This window comes from Shewanella oncorhynchi (genome assembly GCF_012584455.1).
In the GTDB taxonomy this organism is placed as follows: domain Bacteria; phylum Pseudomonadota; class Gammaproteobacteria; order Enterobacterales; family Shewanellaceae; genus Shewanella; species Shewanella oncorhynchi.
In genome coordinates this window covers 184045-203568 of sequence record NZ_JABAEB010000004.1, presented here as the reverse complement: position 1 = coordinate 203568, position 19524 = coordinate 184045, and the positions used below count along the sequence as shown (strand labels likewise).

Annotated in this window: 13 protein-coding genes and 4 tRNA genes; 8 read left to right on the top strand and 9 right to left on the bottom strand. The window is 44.2% G+C overall.

Annotated features, from left to right (window positions below; genetic code table 11):
- The first annotated feature begins 201 nt into the window (after positions 1 to 201).
- The 4 genes from HGO26_RS07615 (at position 202) to HGO26_RS07600 (ending at position 7282) form a co-directional block, all read left to right on the top strand.
- On the top strand, positions 202 to 1140 hold the full coding sequence (locus tag HGO26_RS07615; protein WP_168824319.1) for an SDR family NAD(P)-dependent oxidoreductase: 939 nt from the start codon (positions 202 to 204) through the stop codon (positions 1138 to 1140).
- A gap of 236 nt (positions 1141 to 1376) precedes the next feature.
- Entirely contained in the window at positions 1377 to 2243 is an 867-nt protein-coding gene (gene tesB / locus HGO26_RS07610) for an acyl-CoA thioesterase II (RefSeq protein WP_028761097.1), read from the top strand.
- Between the two features lies 1 nt (position 2244).
- Complete coding sequence (locus HGO26_RS07605; RefSeq protein ID WP_168824317.1) at positions 2245 to 2646, top strand: YbaY family lipoprotein; 402 nt, start codon at positions 2245 to 2247, stop codon at positions 2644 to 2646.
- Positions 2647 to 3385: 739 nt separating this feature from the next.
- Positions 3386 to 7282 carry a S8 family serine peptidase gene (locus HGO26_RS07600; RefSeq protein WP_168824315.1) on the top strand — a complete coding sequence of 1299 codons (3897 nt, stop codon included), beginning with the start codon at positions 3386 to 3388 and terminating at the stop codon, positions 7280 to 7282.
- Positions 7283 to 7367: 85 nt separating this feature from the next.
- Here the strand turns inward: HGO26_RS07600 and HGO26_RS07595 are convergent, their stop codons facing one another.
- Positions 7368 to 8249, bottom strand: a complete 882-nt coding sequence (locus HGO26_RS07595) for a LysR family transcriptional regulator (protein WP_028761094.1) — start codon at positions 8247 to 8249, stop codon at positions 7368 to 7370.
- A gap of 162 nt (positions 8250 to 8411) precedes the next feature.
- On the opposite strand from HGO26_RS07595, the gene HGO26_RS07590 reads away from it, so the two are divergent.
- A complete protein-coding gene (locus HGO26_RS07590; protein WP_168824611.1) occupies positions 8412 to 9659 on the top strand; it encodes an MFS transporter in 1248 nt (415 codons plus the stop codon).
- A 16-nt stretch (positions 9660 to 9675) separates the two neighbouring features.
- Here HGO26_RS07590 and HGO26_RS07585 read toward each other — a convergent pair whose 3' ends face one another.
- The 8 genes from HGO26_RS07585 to HGO26_RS07550 form a co-directional block, all read right to left on the bottom strand.
- Positions 9676 to 11055: a sigma-54-dependent transcriptional regulator gene (locus tag HGO26_RS07585; protein WP_028761092.1), complete on the bottom strand. Its 1380-nt coding sequence runs from the start codon at positions 11053 to 11055 to the stop codon at positions 9676 to 9678.
- Between the two features lie 4 nt (positions 11056 to 11059).
- The gene (locus tag HGO26_RS07580) at positions 11060 to 12856 is read right to left on the bottom strand and encodes a sensor histidine kinase (protein ID WP_028761091.1); all 1797 of its coding nucleotides are present in this window, start codon (positions 12854 to 12856) and stop codon (positions 11060 to 11062) included.
- 129 nt (positions 12857 to 12985) lie between these two features.
- Positions 12986 to 14383 carry a TRAP transporter large permease gene (locus HGO26_RS07575; protein ID WP_028761090.1) on the bottom strand — a complete coding sequence of 466 codons (1398 nt, stop codon included), beginning with the start codon at positions 14381 to 14383 and terminating at the stop codon, positions 12986 to 12988.
- A complete protein-coding gene (locus HGO26_RS07570) occupies positions 14383 to 15039 on the bottom strand; it encodes a TRAP transporter small permease (RefSeq protein WP_168824313.1) in 657 nt (218 codons plus the stop codon). The genes HGO26_RS07575 and HGO26_RS07570 overlap by 1 nt, the downstream gene beginning before the upstream one ends.
- A gap of 59 nt (positions 15040 to 15098) precedes the next feature.
- Positions 15099 to 16118 carry a TRAP transporter substrate-binding protein gene (locus HGO26_RS07565; protein WP_168824311.1) on the bottom strand — a complete coding sequence of 340 codons (1020 nt, stop codon included), beginning with the start codon at positions 16116 to 16118 and terminating at the stop codon, positions 15099 to 15101.
- A 467-nt stretch (positions 16119 to 16585) separates the two neighbouring features.
- Positions 16586 to 16816, bottom strand: a complete 231-nt coding sequence (locus HGO26_RS07560; protein WP_168824309.1) for a hypothetical protein — start codon at positions 16814 to 16816, stop codon at positions 16586 to 16588.
- Between the two features lie 167 nt (positions 16817 to 16983).
- Positions 16984 to 17059 (bottom strand) — tRNA-Val (locus HGO26_RS07555).
- A 44-nt stretch (positions 17060 to 17103) separates the two neighbouring features.
- Positions 17104 to 17179 (bottom strand) — tRNA-Val (locus tag HGO26_RS07550).
- Between the two features lie 615 nt (positions 17180 to 17794).
- Here HGO26_RS07550 and gltX point away from each other — a divergent pair.
- From gltX to HGO26_RS07535, 3 genes are all read left to right on the top strand, one after another.
- Positions 17795 to 19204 (top strand): glutamate--tRNA ligase, encoded by a 1410-nt coding sequence (gene gltX, locus HGO26_RS07545; RefSeq protein ID WP_168824307.1) that lies wholly within the window; start codon positions 17795 to 17797, stop codon positions 19202 to 19204.
- A 105-nt stretch (positions 19205 to 19309) separates the two neighbouring features.
- Positions 19310 to 19385 (top strand) — tRNA-Ala (locus tag HGO26_RS07540).
- Positions 19386 to 19448: 63 nt separating this feature from the next.
- Positions 19449 to 19521 (top strand) — tRNA-Glu (locus HGO26_RS07535).
- Positions 19522 to 19524: the final 3 nt, after the last annotated feature.

The window sequence follows — 19524 nt, the reverse complement described above, 5'->3', positions numbered from 1 at the left end:
TGATGCAGGATGAGATTTGTCGTTAAGTTCAAAGAAAATCAAAAAAGTCTGTGTTTCCATAGTTAATGTTAATGGAGGCTTTGTGCTGTCCATGACATAGGCGTAACGCTAAATACTTTGTTTAGTAGATAGCATAGGCGGTTGTTACCCTATGCTCGTTATTTTTTGCCGCTACAACAATGCCGATAAGGACATATTTGGATGCGTTTTGACAATAAGGTGGCATTAGTCACTGGGGCTGCGGCTGGGTTAGGTCGAGCGTATGCCATCATGTTGGCTGAACGGGGGGCAAAAGTGATACTCGTCGACCAGCCGTTATCGTCTTATGAGTCAATTTCCACCGACGGCGCTCAGACGAGCCAAGCCAACTTAGAATTAATGCAGACCTATTGCAGCATTATTAAACTCGGTGGAGATTGCATTTATTTTGTGCTTGATGTGAGTCAGCGAAATGAAGTGAATAGCATGATTGAAGAGGTGATCCTACGCTGGCATCGCATTGATATCTTGATTAATAACGCGGGCGTTTATGGTGCTTGTCCCTTTGAGCACATTAAACTTGAGCAGTGGCAACGGCAATTGGATGTCGATCTCAATGGCAGCTTTTATCTCACTCAAGCTGTTTGGCCTTATATGCAACAACAGAATTTTGGCCGGATAATGATGACAACGGGAGTTTCGGCCTTGTTCGGTGACTTGCACCAAGTTGGTTTTAGTGCGAGCAAGATGGCGCTGGTCGGCATGGTGAATAGCTTATCATTAGAAGGTGAAATTCATAATATTCGAGTCAATAGCTTATGCCCTCAGGCCGTAACCGCGATGACGGCCAAACATTTAGCGAGTGCGATTCAGCCGCTATTTTCCTTTGAATCATTAACGGCTACTACGGCTTTCTTGGTGAGTGAACAGGCGCCAAATGGTCAACATCTACTCGTCGGAGCGGGCAGTGTTAGCCACGGCATGTTTGTCGAGTTTCAGCCTATGTATTTTAATGAAGGTCTTTTTACGCCAGATAACCTCGCGCAGCAGTGGCCACAGTTACACCAATCCTTCCCCGTGACTTTGCACTCCTGTGGAGAGGATAAGGTTTTGTCTTGGTCTAAGTTAAGTGCGCTAGAACATCACATTAAAATCGATTGATTCATCATGCTTGTATTTGAACTAAGCCTGCATCTATAGCGATTTAAATGCAGTAAGTGGCTCAATAAAGCCGTAAATGCTAAGCACAATAAATAACACAGATACTCCAACGTGCCTCGTTTAATTCCTCATCGTTGAGTGATGATTTGATTGTGAATCATCGATAGAAGACTGGTCAGCTTAAGGCTAACTGAGTTACCCTTTAAGATTAATTGCTAATTACGCAGTAGGATCCCATGAGTCAGGTATTAGACGATCTTTTATCATTACTTTCCCTTGAGCAAATTGAAATTGGCCTCTTTCGTGGTCAAAGCCAAGATCTGGGTTTTGGGCATGTGTTTGGTGGTCAAGTGATGGGCCAAGCACTGAGCGCCGCAAAACAGACAGTAGCTGCTGAGCGTAAGATCCATTCATTACACTCCTACTTTTTACGTGCAGGTGACGAGAAGTTGCCGATTGTTTATGAAGTAGAAAATATGCGTGATGGCGGTAGTTTTAGCGCTCGTCGGGTTAGTGCTATTCAAAAAGGTCGGCCGATTTTTCATATGACCTGCTCCTTCCAAGAACCTGAGGAAGGTTTTAGTCATCAAGCCGCTATGCCGCAAGTACCCGGACCTGAAGGTTTGTTGAATCAGCAGGAATTGGCGCTGACGATGCGGGATAAAGTACCGCCGAGCATACTTGAAAAGTTTATGGCCGATGCGCCAATTGAGATGCGATTGGTCAATCCACTGCACCCTTTTGCGCCTAAAGAAACCGAGCCGTACCGTTATGTTTGGATGAGGGCTAATGGTCCTATGCCAAATGATGCCCATATCCATGAATATTTACTCGCCTATGCCTCAGACTTTAACTTTTTAGTCACGGCAGCTCAGCCCCACGGTGTATCCTTCTTAAGTCCTGGGGTACGAATGGCGACGATCGACCATGCGATGTGGTTCCATCGCCCGATTAATATGGGAGAGTGGTTGCTTTACAGTATCGATAGTCCTAATGCTAGCGGTGGCAGAGGTTACGTCAGAGGGCAGTTTTTCAATCAACAAGGCGAGTTAGTGGCTTCTTCTACTCAAGAAGGCCTGATACGCATGGTAAAAGGACGTTAGTATGTATCTGAAAATAAAATCGTTTATATTGTTCTCTCTCATGGCTGTCTTGCTCAATGGCTGTGTGACTGTAACACCTGAACAACCGATTATCATCAATGGCGCCGCTGGCTATCTAGAGAAGATCCCATTACCTCAAGGCTGCCAAATCATTATTGCCATTATTGATTTGAATACTCCAGGTGTCGTCGTCGCACAAAAAACCTTCAATATCGCCAGAGCACCTGTGCCATTTAAATTTACACTGCCCGCTAAATCGATCGATAAAAGTATCCAATATGGCGTAGTGGCGATGATCAAGTTTCAAGACCAAGTGATTTTCCAAACCTATGACAGGTTCCCAGTTATCAATAATGATAAGTTCACGACAGAAGTGTTAATGAAGGCGGTGATGGCGAATTAACCACTGGCCACAACTGCAATAATATTGTTTTTATATTGATGAAGATTTAGCCCTTTCAATTCTATATTGAAAGGGCTTTTTTGTGATCATTAATCCGCTTGCTATGCTGTAAATGTGAGATTAAGTATTAATTTTCTCTATAGAGGATTAAGAATATTAATGCATAAGTTAGTTGATTTTTATAAGGGATATCATTTTGTAAAATATTATGCAAAACAAAATGTATGTATTTTGTTAATTAAAAGTTATTGATTTTGTTCTTTATTGTTTCGTAAAAGATGTTTTGCGTTTATTTTGTAACTAATGATATTTATAAAAAAGAATATTTATTTACGGGGATTTATTCTGTTTAACCTAAGGCTATTTTTGAGCTGACACTTAAGGGTGTAGTTTAACTATATGATTTAATGTTTATTATTTGTTTTTATCGATTTTTATACTACGACTTATCGTTGGGACATAAAACAGTCTGATAAAGGTTCTATGGATTTATTTTAACAAGGTATGAGGTTGTTCATCATTTACTGAATTACGTTCTGTTAGCTTACTGTTTTAATTTGTATCATCGCGTGTTACAAATTATCGCGATAAAACTCAGTGATCATCATCACAGTAAATTGAATGGTTATTCATAAAAAATGTCAGTTACGGGTGATGTTTTTGGTTGCCGCAGCGTTTTCATGCCACCCAAACCTGAGTTTTATAAATCATACAACTTATAAGAATTAGGGAAGTCACAATGAAAACTAAAATAGCATTAGCAGTGTCTATGGCACTGTTATCGTCGGCGGCAAATGCACAAACCGTATTATCACCTACGGGTGAAACCTTGCAGTTAGATATTCCAAGTGAATTACAAGTCACTTCATTACGCGGTAACGCTGCCGGAGCTGAGGTTAAGTTTGTACCTGAAGCAGATTTAGGTGAGGGTGAATATACTTATATCGTCCGTTTACGCGATAGTTCGGTTGCTAATTACCAAGGAACTATTCCAGGATTAAAAGCGACTAGTTCACAAAGAGTGCAGGTAAACGGTACTTCAAAAGTTGCTGTGAACGGTAAACTTGATGCTTCTAAAGCTGAAGTCAAAAGTTATGTTAGTTATTTGAAAGTAAAACAGAACCGATTTTTAGCTAACGCGAGTGCGGCTATTGGCACCAATCTGCAACCATTAACGACATATCAGTATGCGTTAAACGGTATGGCGGTTCGCATGACTCAAGCTCAAGCGAAGAAAATGGCTGAGTTACCTGAGGTTGCGTTTGTTGAGCGCGAGCGCATGGAGCAAATGGAAACCGACGTCAGTCAAGCGCTTATCGGTTCTCCTAATGTATGGGATGGCAGCGCGACGGGCACGAAAGCCATGGGTGAAGGCGTGATCGTCGGTATTATCGACTCAGGTATTAACTCAGATCATGCTTCTTTCGCTGATGTTGGCCAAGATGGCTATGACCACACAAACCCATTAGGTCAAGGCATCTATATTGGTGATTGTAAAACTGATTTCGCGAGCATGTGTAATGACAAGTTGATTGGAGTTCGCAGTTACTCTGAGATAACAAATAACTACGACGATGCAAAAGTGTTTGGTGACACCCCTCCAGCTAAAAATGGTGAGGATTACGGTGGGCATGGTACTCACGTTGCGAGTACCGCAGCAGGTAACATCCTAGTGAATGTGCCTTATGTGCAAGGTGAAACAGGTAAGTTAGAAAGCGATGGCATTGCGACAGGCCTTGAATTTAAACAAATCTCAGGTGTTGCACCACATGCAAACATCATAGCCTATCAAATTTGTAATCCGGGTAATGCGGGCGACACTTATTCTGGCTGCCCGACCGCACCGATTTTAAAAGCCTTAGATGATGCGATTAAAGATGGCGTCGATGTGCTTAACTTTTCTATCAGTGGCGGTGGAAACCCGTGGAATAGTGCGACGGAACAAGGCTTTTTAGCCGCGCGTAATGCAGGGATTTTTGCTGCAGTGGCTGCGGGTAACACACGTGCCGCGACAAGCACGAGCCCTGCGATTAATCAAACACCTTACTCTACGCCTAAAAATGCACCTTGGTATACTTCGGTAGCTAACTCGACTCATAACCGTGACATAGTACGCGCCGTGGAATTTAATGGTAAAAACTATCATTACACTGCTGGTTCTGGTCCGGTTCAAACTGAAGTGCTCAAAGGTGTTCCCCTTTATGCTGGCGCAATCGATGCGACCAATTTTGAAGCCTGTAAACCGTTCCCAGCAGATGCCTTTAAAGACAAGATCGCCGTTTTAAGACGCGGTGTTTGCTCATTCGATATCAAAGTGGCCGCAGCAATGGCCGCTGGCGCTAAGGGTGTGATTGTTTTCAATAGAGATGGTGAAAATAATGCGCGTCTGACTATGTCGGGGCTGGATAAATTGAATATTCCAGCGGTATTTATTGGTGATATTGATGGCTTAGAATTGATTGCTGCTATGGCGGCAAATCCTGCTCTTGAAATCACGCTGTCTCCAACCCCTAAAGTTGCCAGTAAAGAAGCGGATGTTTTATCTGCCAGTTCATTGATTGGACCTAACCTGACTAACGATGTACTCGTACCCTATGTCGCTGCACCGGGCAGTGACATCTACGCTGCTTATTCCGACCAACAGTTTGGCCATGATGAAACAGGTACAGATCCTGCTGATTTCACTTTGATGTCAGGTACTTCAATGGCGAGTCCTCACGTTGCCGGTGCTGGTGCGTTACTTAAATCGCTGCATAAGGATTGGACGCCAGACAACATTCGTTCTGCGCTAATGATGACGTCAACGACAGCCCAAGCCATGAAAAAAGCCGATGGTAAAACCGTTGCTGATCCGTTTGACGTAGGAGCCGGTCGTATTCGTGTTGATTTAGCGGCAAAAACGGGCTTAGTGATGGATGAAAGTGCCCTAAACTACGAGATTGCTAATCCTTCGACAGGTGGCGAACCACGTAAGCTAAACATTCCAAGCATGGCTGATTCACGTTGTATCGATACTTGTACTTGGACACGTACTGTCACTGCAACGGCTGATGGTAGCTGGACTGCAAAAGGCGTTTCCACAACGGATAAATTCGCGTTAACTGTGACACCAGAAAGCTTTAATCTCAAAAAAGGTGAAAGCCAAACGATTACAGTGACTGCGGATGTGACTGACGTCGGTGCAAGTTGGGGCTTTGGTAACTTAGTATTAACGTCCGATACTTTCCCAACGGCTAATATGCCGATCGTAGCTAAGATAGCTAAACGCGATTTACCTGCTTTGGTTAATGTTTCAGCCTCACGTGATGCAGATGAACGTAATTTGGCGCACTTGAAAGCGATTGATCTACCGGGTGTTGCGGCGACAGTGACTGCACTTAAATTAAGCGCTACTTATGAATCAAGTGTGAAACAGGATTCAAATACCGATAGTGCATTTGATGATTTGGCCGATGGCGTAAAAGTATTTAGCTTTAATGTTGAAGATAAAGCTTTATATTTCAATGCATCAATCGGTAATACAACCTCTCCTGACTTAGACATGTTTGTGATACTCGATAAGAAAGACGGTAGCAAGCTTTCTATCGCGGCATCTTCTGCGTTTGGCGGTTCAAAGGAAAGTGTATCTATTAAGAACCCAGTGAAGGGTGAGTATATTGTCGTTGTACAAAACTATCAGGCATCTGCAGCCGATGCGGATGATGCCTTTAGTTTGAAACAAGTAACCTTATACGATGAAGCGGGTGATAACTTAACTGCAAATCTTACGGGTGATCATAAAGATTTCAATGTCAACTTAGCATGGAAACAAGCGATGCTAGTGGGAGATGCAGGCATAGCTATGCTGACGCTGACCACCACTGATGACAAAGTCGCACCAGTTGAAATTCCGGTCGTATTTGAGCGCGTCAGTGATGACGTATTACCTCCTCTAGGCAGTACTGTTTCTGGTGAATTAACACCTGGCACCGCTAAAGTGATGAAGACGCGTATCGAAGCGAACAAAACGCAAGAAACTCGTGTTTACACCCTAGAGGCGTTATTACCAGAAGGTCACGAAGTGGCTAATATTAGCCATCAAGGTGCGCAAGTGGGCAATAAGATCACTTGGACTATCGAAATGGCCTCTGCTGCTGCGGCATTAGATGTCACGTTTGACTTAGTGCCACGTAAGGCGAGTCAAGGCAACATAGTGGCATTGACCAACAAAGTGAATAACGACTCGGCTGAAATCTTGAAGCAGGAGTATCAATTTGATGTTCCAGAAGTGGCGCCAGTAGCTGTGATTGAAGCTCCTGCCACTGTCCAAGAAGGTAAACCTTTGTTCATCGATGCGAGTAAGTCGTCGGATGCCAACAATGATCCTTTGACCTACAAATGGACTCAGTTAGGGGGCACCAGCTTTAACTTTGACGCTAATGCGGCCAAGCTTAATCTCGTCGCACCAAACGTGAGTGGCTCTGCTCAGACGGTTTCATTCCAACTGACAGTATCTGATAACCACGGCAATAAAGATTCAAGTGTTGTGTCTGTATCTGTGACTGAAACACCAGCCAAGAAAGATGATGGTGGTGCCTTAGGTTGGTTAAGCTTGTTGTTGCTACCTTTTGCTTTTGGTCGTCGTAAACAAGGCTAAACCCTCAGAGTAAAATCGGAAGGTTTAATGGTAAGAGAGAAGGGCTGATATTGATATCAGCCCTTTTTGTATTTGCTGGTTTGTGTTAGCGATTTGACATTAAAAAATCGACAAAGGCGCGGTCTGCTTGGCTGACAGGGCGCTGCTTTTTCCATGCAATATGGAGGTTTAAAAATACCGGTGGATCGAAGGGTTTGGCTAAAATGTCATCTTTTGAGCTTATCGCCATCTCAAGTACACTGGTGATCCCAAATCCTTGGGAAACAATCTGTTTAATCAGATTAATCAAATTGGTCTCGAAGGCAATATTGGGCTTTTTGCCTAATTCTTTGGCTTGAGAGAGTATCCACTCTCGGTGGAAATAACCTGTCTTGAACATCACTAATTCATGGTCGAAAAAGTCATGTAGACTCACAGCGCTATGTTCCGCTAAAGGGTGTTCGGCACCCATGGCGATCACCATTTGCTCACGGATCAACAGCTGACTATCAAATTCGGGCTGTAGGTCTTGGGCGGTAATGATCGCAATATCCACTTCTTCCTGTTGCAACATGCGCAGTGCATCCCGTGTCCCGCCTTCAAACAGTGATAGTTTCAATTCGGGGTATTTATGCCGAAAAGCCATTAAGCGCGAGGGGAGATAGAAAGAACCCAGCATGCCCGGCACGGCAATGCGGACCTCTCCCGAGGTGAGATTGGCCATGGCGCGGATTTGCGCTTCGGCCTGCTTAACTTGTTTTAGGATCAAAGTGGCGTGTTGATGCAGGACTATACCTTCGGCCGTGAGTGTGAGCAGTTTATCATTCTTGTTGCTCGTACGATTGACTAAGGTGACGCCGAGTGCGACCTCTAAGCGCTTGATACTTTGACTTAACGCGGGCTGAGCCATATTCAGTTTCTTGGCTGCGGCGGTAAAGCTGCCGGTATTGGCAAGGGCATCTAAATGTTTGAGTTGGCGAATATCCATTAATCGGGCTCGTACTATTTTATCAGTGGCAAGATGTGTACTTTTGGCGCGCTATTTCTATAACAAAAATCAATGATTACGATAGATATTATCTATTATTGTTATGTTATGCCCAGTGATAATCTTTGTCTATCCTATGAGTGATACTTGGTCGAGGCTCCCGTGCAAGCCGTATTAGATACTATGATTGACAATAAACAGCGTGACACCCGATTGATGTGGGCGCTCTGCGTCGCTTCAGTGGTGGTCTATATCAACTTGTATTTAATGCAAGGCATGTTGCCGCTGATTGCGGAACATTTTGCGGTCTCAGGCTCTAAAGCAACCTTGATCCTGTCGGTGACCAGTTTTTCCTTAGCCTTTTCATTGCTCTTGTATGCGGTACTGTCAGATCGTATCGGTCGACACACTCCAATCATTGTCAGCTTGTGGTTATTGGCATTGTCTAACTTACTATTAATTTGGGCACCGGATTTTAATGGGTTAGTGCTAGTGCGATTGCTACAAGGTGCATTACTCGCTGCCGTACCTGCGATTGCCATGGCATACTTTAAGGAGCAATTATCACCAAGCACTATGCTGAAAGCCGCAGGCATTTATATTATGGCGAACAGTATTGGCGGGATTGTTGGACGTCTGCTCGGTGGTTTAATGTCGCAGTTTTTATCTTGGCAAGAATCTATGTGGTTGCTGTTTCTAGTGACGTTAGCGGGGGTGGCTTTAGTGAACTATTTGCTGCCTTCACTTGCCGATGCGCAGTCGATGTCACCCAGTAACACTGCGCCTTCCTTATCAAAACGCGCCCGTTTAGCGCAAGATCTTCATGGCTTTAGTCATCATCTGACCGATGCGCAAATGCGTTTGGTCTACGCAATTGGCGGCTTGACCTTTATGATGATGGTGAATCAATTTAGCTTTATTCAACTGCATTTGATGGCTCCACCCTATGAATGGAGTCGTTTTCAAGCAACCTTGATTTTCCTGTGTTATTCCAGCGGGACTGTCGCTTCGTATTTCACTGCGAAATGGCTCGCCAAATTTGGCCAACATAAATTATATCAGTGGTCTTGGTGCGTTATGTTGCTCGGCAGTTTACTGACCCTGTTTGATACGACCTTAACCATTAGCTTAGGTTTTTTAATGACCGCCTGTGCGTTCTTCCTTACCCACAGTTGCTGTAATTCCTTTGTTGCAATGCGGGCCAGTCGTGATCGAGCTAAGGCGACGTCACTCTATTTATGTTGTTATTACTTAGGTGCTGCGATTGGCGGCCCTTATTTGATGATGTTTTGGCATGAGGCGCAGTGGCGCGGTGTGGTGATGGGATCGTTAACCTTATTAGCCTTGATCGCCTTAGCAATCACCCGTTTGCATTACCATCAAACTCATGCCAAACGGGCGTTAGTCTAAAGCTTAAATATGCCCTTTAGTCATCGGAATTAATGTATTGTTTGCGGTCTAAATCGTATTTACGCATTTTGTCGTAGAGGGTTTTGCGGGGCAGTTCTAGCTGCTCCATGGTCTGCTTAATACTGCCCTTGTTGTGGCTAAGTGCTTCTTCAATCAGTACCCGTTCAAAAAACTCTACCCTTTGTAGCAGGGACATACTCGAGTGCAGGCTTGGAGTATTGCCTAATGTGCCAGCAAAGGCGGCTTCTCCGCCCAGCAGCACAAAGCGTTCGGCGAGATTACGTAACTCACGCACATTGCCTGGCCAGTCGTGGGAAGTAAGTATCGCGTTTTGCTCCGCATTTAAGGCAATAAGCGCTTTGTGATAGCGTGCCGATGCGACGCGGGCAAAGTGTAAAAAGAGTAACGGAATATCTTCACGGCGATCTCTCAGGGGAGGGATGGGCACAGTCACCAGATTTAAGCGATACAACAAGTCTTGGCGAAATTCCCCGGTGTCACACAGACCTTTTAAATCGACTTTTGTAGCCGCTATCACGCGAATATCTAAGTTGATGCTCTTGTTAGAGCCTAAACGTTCAACCTTACGGTCTTCAAGCACCCGCAGCAGTTTTACTTGCAGAGACAGTGGCGTACTTTCAATTTCATCTAAAAATAGCGTGCCACCATTGGCATATTCAAATTTGCCAATGCGCATCTTATCGACGCCAGTAAAGGCCCCCGCTTCGGCGCCAAAGAGTTCACTTTCAATCAGGTTTTCGGGGATTGCACCACAGTTGATGGCGACAAAGTTGGCTTGGCTGCGGCTGCTGTGGTCGTGTAAATAGCGGGCGACAAGTTCTTTACCTGTACCGGTTTCACCTTCAATTAACACATCCGCAGGCGTATCTATTACTTGCGTTATGATGTGGCGCATACGGTTGATGCCGACACTGTTGCCCAAAATACGAGGGCCCGGTACGCTTTGGCTTTCGAGATCCTTTTTAAGCTTGCGGTTCTCTAAGGTTAGACTACGTTTTTCTAAGGCGCGTTTAACTACATCGAGTATATGTTCGTTATTAAAGGGTTTTTCGAGAAAGTCGTAGGCGCCTTGTTTTAAGGCATTGACTGCCATGGCAATATCACCAAAACCAGTGAGTAGGACGACGGGGAGATCGGGATCTTGCAGACGGATTTGTTGCATTAAGCTGATGCCGTCTAATTGTGGCATGTTGACATCCGATATCACCATTCCCGCCCAATCTTTATGCAGCAACTTAGCGATACCTTTGGGTTCTGTGGTGGCGAGCGCCTTAATGCCCTCCAGTTCAAATAGTTGAACGAGAACTGTGCCTATGTGCGGCTCATCGTCGATGATGAGAACAGAATAATCTTGAATTGAATTGGGCACACTCATAAAACTAACGTTCCTCGAGCAAGTAAATAGGTAAAATAATCTGGAAAATAGCGCCACCCTCTTCGGCATTGGCAACGTTAATTTGGCCTTGCATGGATTCGATAATGCGTTGTGAAATCGATAAGCCTAGCCCCAGTCCGTGCCGTTCGTTGGTGGTAAAGTAGGGTTCGAAGATTTTCTCCATTTGGCTTTCACGTACACCAGGGCCTGAATCTTGGATACTGATGCAAAACTTATCTTCACTGGTCACGCGGATAACCAATTGGCGTTTAACCGATTGTTGCATCGCGACAATGGCGTTGCTCATAATGTTGACAAACACTTGTTGTAATCTAACCTTATCGCCCCAAACCTGATAGTTACCGTTGGGTAATTGCACATCGAGTTCAACACCCTGTTTATCAATTGCAGGTTGAACTATGGTCAGGGCTTGCTTGATACAGCGGCCAATATCGGTTGCGCTATCAGCACCTTGGCTCTTGCGGGTAAAGCTTTTAAATTGCCCAACAATATCGGCTAATCTGTCGGTAAGTTCAATAATAATCTTGATATTATCCAGAGCCTTATCTTGCATATCACGGGCGAGAAAAGTTTGGGTATTTTGGGCATAGCTGCGAAGTGCCGCGAGTGGTTGATTGAGTTCGTGGTTAATACTGGCGGATAAACTGCCGATCACTGTCAGTTTTGCTGCTTGGATCAGCTCATCTTGAGTATCTTTGAGCTGATTGTTGGCCTGCTGTAAGTCCTGAGTACGTTCTTCAACTCGCTGTTCTAACAGGCTTTGCGCTAGTTGCATTCGGTGTAGATTGCGACGGCGCTCGGCGTTAAATAGGATGCTGAGTGCAAGCAAAAGATAAATACTAGCTGACAGTAACATCAGCGCTGGCAAAGAGGTCAGTAAAGGTTTGATTGGCGCTAAGATGTGTACTCGCCAGCCTGCCTTCGCCATTGATTGGTGGATGTCCATGTATTGTTCATGGTCCGTACCCGTTTGCAGCTGGTAGAGCATAGCTTGACTACCACTTTCATAGGGCGGCTTCATCAACAACTCTCCTATGGGACGTTCAGCATAGCGTTTAGAGGCATTAAGGGCATATTGCTTGGCTTGGGTAAGCGGGGTTAGTGATTTTAACCGCCATTCATCGATACTGGAAATAAAGACGATATCTTCAGGATCACTGATAAGGAACTGATACTGACCCGCAATCGCGATACTGGTACTTTGTTGCTCTATGTCGGCAATATTAACTTTGACTATAATGGCCCCAAGTATGCCTTTACCACCTTGTTGATAAATAGGGTAAGAGAAATAAAATCCGCGCTTATCTGAGCTGGTACCCACTGCGTAATAACGGCCTAGATTGCCCGAGATAGCATCTGTGTAATAGGGTCTAAAGGAGTAGTCCTTGCCAATAAAGGAAAAACTTTGTTGCCAGTTACTGGCGGCAATGGCGATACCTAAGGCATCGATCAGATAGATATCGGATGCTTCGGTGACATGCTGAATTTCTTCGAGATATAAATTAAGCTCTTGGACTTTATCAGGATTCTGCTGGTCGTTCAGGACATTGGCGAGCATTGGGTTAGTCGAGAGCACGTGGGGAATACTTTCGTAGCGCGATAGTGCACCATCGAGAAAACTGACTAATTCCTTTAGTTGTTTCTCCGATTGCTTTTGGATCTCGATTTTACCTTGATGCAAATGCACCCAGTAGGTCAGTTTGAGGGTTGCAAATAGGCCTGCAAGTAACACAACGGTCAGAAAGAGGCGTTTCTTGGCCTTAGGCGTCATGGGCAACATGGTGGTTATCCTGATAAAGCAACGGGATCAATAACTGATACTGCGCATAATAAAACAAAGCGAGCCTGACTAGGCTCGCTTAAAATCTATCTGTAATCAAGGGGTAATCTCACAACCTTGAATTGCAGACTAATATCCACGCATCGAATCCAACCATTCAGGTAAGAAGAGTGAAATCTGTGGTACGTAAGTAATCAGGGCTAAGAAGGCTAGCATCACGAGTAACCAAGGCAGAACCGACTGAATCACCCAACCAATACTGCGCCCCGTGATCCCAGCGGTGACAAAGAGATTGAGTCCCACCGGCGGCGTTAGCATACCGATCTCCATGTTCACGACCATTATGATACCTAAGTGGATAGGATCTATGCCTAATTGCGTTGCAATAGGGAACAGAATTGGCGCCATAATGAGTACAATCGCCGATGGCTCCATAAAGTTACCGGCAGCAAGCAACAGTAAGTTAACGATGATCAGGAATCCCCAGGCGGGTAAACCCATGCTAACAATATACTCAGCAATAATGTGAGGGATACGTTCTGTGGTTAATACATGCGCAAATAGCATAGCGTTAGCTATGATAAACAGCAGCATGATACTGACCTTGGCACCATCGCGCACAACATGACGTATGTCTTTGTCGATAGGCGTTTTAATCAGTCCTAAGAACATATGGCCTAAGTTACGCGCAGTTGCTTTGGCTAAGTTTTCACCTTGATTACGCCATGCTACGTCTTTTAATGGCCCGATATCACGGTAGCCAAATACCGCAATAAGATAAGCATATACACAAGCCACAGCTGATGCTTCGGTTGGGCTAGCGACGCCACCATAGATAGAGCCTAATACGATAAAGATGAGTGCTAATCCACCCATTGCCTTGGCACTTGAAATCCCCAGTTGTTTAACGCCAGGGAAAGGACGTGAGGGCAAGTTTTTAAAGCGGGCAACGATATAAATGACGATCATCAATATAAATCCCATCATTAAACCTGGGATTAAGCCTGCCATAAACATTTTTGCAGCCGACACTTCAGTTGCTGCGGCATACACTAACATGACGATTGAAGGTGGGATCAAAATCCCGAGAGTGCCAGAGGTCGTGATCACGCCTGCCGCAAATTTTTCGGGATAACCTGCTTTTACCATGCCGACTATGACGATAGAACCAATTGCCGCAACAGTCGCAGGAGATGATCCAGAAACTGCAGCAAACAGCATACACGCCATAACGGATGCCATTGCTAATCCACCACGGACATGTCCAATACTGTCCATGGCAAAATCGATAATCCGTCTAGCGACACCACCCGTTGATAGGAAGGCGGATGACAGAATAAAGAAGGGGATAGCGAGTAAAGTGTAATGCTCTGATGAAGACTCATACAGCTTGAGTGCAACTGAAGCTAAGGAGTCATTCGAGAACAATAAAATCGTCAGCATGCTGGAAAAACCTAATGCGATAGCGATAGGCATACCGAGAAACATACATACGAATAGGGCGGTAAATAGGGTTGCAATAGCCATTATTTAGCCTCCTTTTGGTCAGAGACTGGATCTACTTTAGCGTTTTTAGCGCTCTCATCAATTAAATGCATACTTTCTTTCGCTTCATCGGCAAATTGGAAGCCTGAGACTTGGTCACGCAGAATGGCGATAAAGAGTTCGACGAAACGCCAAGTCAACATAAAAAAGCCAATGATTAAAATACTTTGAGATAACCAAATCGGTATTGCGCCATCTTCAATATCGATTTTTAAAGTGTTCCAAGCAAAATCTGGATCGAGGCTTTTTAATATAAATTGTGGGAAATGAATGTCTTCCATAGGCAAACCGATTTGATACATCTGGCTTAAGTAATCCCAACTGCCTTTTAAAAAGAGTCCGCAATAGACGATACAAACAAAGGCGGTAATAAGAGATACTATCTTTTTAGCCTTTGGCGCTAAATTTTTAACAAACGCATCGACACCAATATGGGCACCGACTTTAACCCCATAGGACATACCAAATAACACAAACCAACCGCAAAAGGTTAATGTAAGTTCTTGGATCCAAAGAAAACCCGTGTTGAAGAAGAAGCGAGCGACGACTTCTGAAAACACTAACAGCGTCATCAGAGTGATCAATAAATTGAGCACACCTTCTTCAAAATAACCAAATATTCGCGATATCACAGCCATAATCCCCTCGCTGAAATGGCCGCCTAAGCTCGGTTGAGCTTAAGCGGCTATTATCATTATTATTTATTTGCAGCTACAGCAGCATCAATCACATCTTTACCGATTTGATCTTCAAACTTAGCCCAAACAGGTTTCATTACCTCAACCCATTTTTGACGTTCAGCAGGAGACAGGGTCACTAACTGTGAACGTTTAGAATCAAGGATTAACTTTTTGTCTTCATTGTCTTTTTCAGCAGCAATCTTGTTACCTAATGCGATAGATTCGTCTAAAGCTTCTTTGATGATCTTACGTTTGTCAGCTGGTAGACCTTTCCAGAAAGTGTCAGAGGTCACGACCATATAGTCGAGAACACCGTGATTACTCTCAGTGATTTGGCTTTGCACTTCATAGAACTTTTGTGAATAAGTATTTGACCAAGTGTTTTCTTGACCATCGATAGCGCGGGTTTGCAGCAGGGTAAAGACTTCAGAGAACGGTTTCTTTATAGCCATCGCACCGATGGCATCAAACTGAGCCGCTAAAACATCAGACGCCATTACGCGGAATTTTAAGCCTTTAGCATCTGCTGGATTGTTAAGTGGTGTGTTAGATGAGAACTGTTTCATACCATTGTGTAAATAACCCAGACCGACAATCCCTTTACGGCTCATGGAGTTCAGTAATGTTTGACCAGCTTCACCTTGTTGGAAACGGTTCACGGCATCCATATCATTGAATAGGAAAGGTAAATCGAATACTTGTAGGCGTTTAGTGTAACGTTCAAACTTTGAGAGTGAAGGCGCGACAAATTGTACGTCGTTTAACAGCAGTGCCGCTAATTCGTTGTTATCCCCAAATAACTGTGAGCTAGGAAATACACTGACTTTGTATTCACCTGGTAAACGTTGTTCAACGAGTTCTTTAAATTTAAGTGCCATTTGGCCTTTAGGTGTGTTTTCTGCCACTACGTGTGAAAACTTAATTTCAATCGGTTCTGCAAATACGTTAAAACTGGTCGCAAATACGGAGGCAACAGCGAGCATTTTGACTAAGGTTTTGAGTGGACGGGTCAATCCAGTTTGTTGATTCAATATCATCTTGAGTTCCTTTTTCTGTTGTTAGGATTTGTCCTCAGTCTTGGTTAGTTTGTTACCAAGTTTGAGTAGGAATACAGCCTTGATTTCCCTGAGGTCTGTCTTACTAAAGGCAAATACCACGCCAACTTACACTGGCTTCTGTAAGTGTTTGGTTACTAAAGTGTAGTTCATTTGATGTTTGTCACACTTTTAGTTTGGTGGGTGAGATCTCGCTCACAGTGATTTTGTGTTTGGGTGGAAACCCACCCATAGTGAAGATCGGCCCCAAATTGACGGCTCTTGTCGTTGCAGATAAATTAAACAAACTTAGTTATTTTGAGATCAAAAAAAGCCGTAAAAGTATGCGATATAACGACAAATATTGTGGTGAGCTGCTTTAGGAGAAGAAGTGTAGGTGAGATGTGGAGTCTATGGAGGTTAAGTCGATAGCTATCGTAGTCAATCAAGACACAATTCATTTGATGCTGTTAGTCATCCTCTAAAAGAATACGTTTAAGGATAGCATCGCTAGGTAACAAGGCTAAATGGCCCTGTGCATCAAAGTACCAACCGGTAATAAAGCCTTTTTGGCGCATGCTGACGAGATTATGCATGACTTCCCGCGCCTCTTTTAGAGCTGTTTGCTCATCGCAGGCATGGGTATGCTTTAAATAAGTGGCAATATTGGCAAGAGAAGCGGATTGACTGACGCTGGCCATAATGTTGATCTCCAAAAATGCTAAAGCAGAATGAAATCAGGCCGAGTGTCGATAGAGCTTGGTATTTTACGGATTATAAAAGGCGAAATAGTAAAATTTAACACTCGCTGATTGAGATCAAGCATAGTTGAGTGAGCACGTGGGTAAAGTTTATTGGGGGAGAAATATGGTGGTCGCTACTGGGCTCGAACCAGTGACCCCCTCCTTGTAAGGGAGGTGCTCTCCCAGCTGAGCTAAGCGACCTGGGATATAACATTTTGTATGCCATAATTTCTTTGTAGAAAATATGGTGGTCGATACTGGGCTCGAACCAGTGACCCCCTCCTTGTAAGGGAGGTGCTCTCCCAGCTGAGCTAATCGACCTCGCTGTGTGGAGCCGTATTATAGGGAGGTTCGATCTAGTGTCAACGCTTTTTAGTGAAAAAAGCATTGGTCGCGCTATTTTTGTCCACATTGGCTTAATGCTAATCACGCCGCCGATCAAAGTGTTATTTAATTCGCCAGTCAATGGTACGTAATTTGGACGCTCGCGATTAAATACGAGTTGAACTCATCCCATTCACCGGACTTTTTTGTGGTAAAAGTGCTGAGGAAGTGAGTGATTTATAAAAATTAGCGCACTACGCACTAATAGTATGAGTGCATTGATAGTGTATAGATGCGCGTGTTCGATGGCGCAGATATTTATAGTCGAAGGAATATAGGTGTAGAGATTTAGGGGTTGGAATATAAAGCCTGAAAAATCATCTCAAGTGTTAGCATTCATCAATGGTGGCGATAGCAATAGTGCCACCTTTATATATCGCTTTATATTGGCTTCCCTATAAAAGGGAGGGATTCGCGACACGATTTAACCAGATAAGTGATACTGTGAAGCTTGTCCCATTTGCAGCGCCTGCTTTGACTGTTAGAATAAGCCCACTTTTTTTATCGTGATTGTCTTTATCTAGACGACTTTATATAGGTTAGTGTCCCATTATGACAACTAAGACGCGTTTTGCCCCTAGTCCTACCGGTTTCTTGCATGTTGGTGGTGCCCGTACTGCACTTTATTCTTGGTTACAAGCCCGTGCAAATAACGGTGAGTTTGTATTACGTATTGAAGACACTGATATTGAGCGTTCGACTCAAGCCGCTTGCGATGCGATTTTAGAAGGCATGAACTGGCTAGGTTTGACATGGGACGAGGGCCCATATTACCAAACTAAGCGTTTTGACCGTTATAACGAAATCATTGCTCAAATGTTAGAAAAGGGCACAGCGTATAAATGTTACTGTTCACGTGAGCGAATCGATGCCTTAAGAGAATCACAGGCCGCTAACGGTGAAGCACAAAAGTATGATGGTTGCTGTCGCGACTTACCCGCTCGCGAGACTGATGAACCATTTGTGGTGCGTTTTAAAAATCCAATCGGTGGTTCAGTGGTATTTGATGACCATGTTCGTGGTCGGATTGAATTTTCTAACGAGGCATTAGATGACTTGATCATCGCCCGTACCGACGGCGTGCCAACCTATAACTTCTGTGTGGTGGTTGACGATTGGGATATGGGGATCACTTGTGTGGTGCGTGGTGAAGATCATATCAACAATACCCCGCGTCAAATCAACATTCTTAAAGCATTAGGGGCGCCGATCCCAGAATATGCACACGTATCTATGATTCTAGGTGATGACGGCGCTAAGTTGTCTAAGCGCCATGGCGCTGTTAGCGTAATGCAGTACCGTGACGATGGCTATTTACCAGAAGCACTGCTGAACTATTTAGTGCGTTTAGGTTGGTCACATGGCGACCAAGAGATTTTTTCATTAGAAGAAATGAAGCAATTCTTTAAGTTGAGTGACATCAACAAAGCCGCTTCTGCTTTTAATACCGATAAACTGGTGTGGTTGAACCAACACTATATAAAGAGCCTAGATCCAGAATATGTGGCAACACACTTACAATGGCACATGGACGATCAAAAAATTGATCTGTCAAATGGCCCAGCATTAGCTGAAGTGGTCACTGCATTAGCTGAGCGCGCTAAGACTCTAAAAGAGTTAGCCGCATCTAGCCGCTATTTCTATGAAGATTTTGCTGAGTTTGATGAAGCACAGGCGAAAAAGCATTTACGCGGTGTTGCGTTAGAGCCATTGCAACTGGTGCAACAGAAATTATCAGCATTAACTGAGTGGACAGCTGAAGCTATTCATCAGGCAATTGAAGATACTGCGACTGAATTAGATGTGGGTATGGGTAAAGTCGGTATGCCTTTACGTGTTGCTGTAACAGGGGCAGGGCAGTCTCCAGGCTTAGATATCACACTATTTTTAATTGGAAGAAGCCGTTCTGAGCAAAGAATATCCAAAGCGATTGAATTTGTAGCAGATAGAATAAATTCCTAAAAAAACGAGTTGACACTTTTAGGTGCGCTGCATAGAATGCGCCACGCAGTTGAGACACAGTCGAGCAAATGCTTGCAGTGCACTTAAATGTAGTTCGATAGGTTTGGGGTTATAGCTCAGCTGGGAGAGCGCTTGCATGGCATGCAAGAGGTCCACGGTTCGATCCCGTGTAGCTCCACCAAACTTACCGTAGATGTTAAACGGGAACCTTTTCTAGTGAAAAGTTCAAATTAATATGTCCAGGGTCCCCTTCGTCTAGAGGCCTAGGACACCGCCCTTTCACGGCGGTAACAGGGGTTCGAATCCCCTAGGGGATACCC

Bases quoted from the DNA above. Each gene is read 5' to 3' on its own strand.
- HGO26_RS07615 (WP_168824319.1), top strand. From the start codon at position 202: ATGCGTTTTGACAATAAGGTGGCATTAGTCACTGGGGCTGCGGCTGGG.
- tesB (WP_028761097.1), top strand. From the start codon at position 1,377: ATGAGTCAGGTATTAGACGATCTTTTATCATTACTTTCCCTTGAGCAA.
- HGO26_RS07605 (WP_168824317.1), top strand. From the start codon at position 2,245: ATGTATCTGAAAATAAAATCGTTTATATTGTTCTCTCTCATGGCTGTC.
- HGO26_RS07600 (WP_168824315.1), top strand. From the start codon at position 3,386: ATGAAAACTAAAATAGCATTAGCAGTGTCTATGGCACTGTTATCGTCG.
- HGO26_RS07595 (WP_028761094.1), bottom strand. From the start codon at position 8,249: ATGGATATTCGCCAACTCAAACATTTAGATGCCCTTGCCAATACCGGC.
- HGO26_RS07585 (WP_028761092.1), bottom strand. From the start codon at position 11,055: ATGAGTGTGCCCAATTCAATTCAAGATTATTCTGTTCTCATCATCGAC.
- HGO26_RS07580 (WP_028761091.1), bottom strand. From the start codon at position 12,856: ATGTTGCCCATGACGCCTAAGGCCAAGAAACGCCTCTTTCTGACCGTT.
- HGO26_RS07575 (WP_028761090.1), bottom strand. From the start codon at position 14,383: ATGGCTATTGCAACCCTATTTACCGCCCTATTCGTATGTATGTTTCTC.
- HGO26_RS07570 (WP_168824313.1), bottom strand. From the start codon at position 15,039: ATGGCTGTGATATCGCGAATATTTGGTTATTTTGAAGAAGGTGTGCTC.
- HGO26_RS07565 (WP_168824311.1), bottom strand. From the start codon at position 16,118: ATGATATTGAATCAACAAACTGGATTGACCCGTCCACTCAAAACCTTA.
- HGO26_RS07560 (WP_168824309.1), bottom strand. From the start codon at position 16,816: ATGGCCAGCGTCAGTCAATCCGCTTCTCTTGCCAATATTGCCACTTAT.
- gltX (WP_168824307.1), top strand. From the start codon at position 17,795: ATGACAACTAAGACGCGTTTTGCCCCTAGTCCTACCGGTTTCTTGCAT.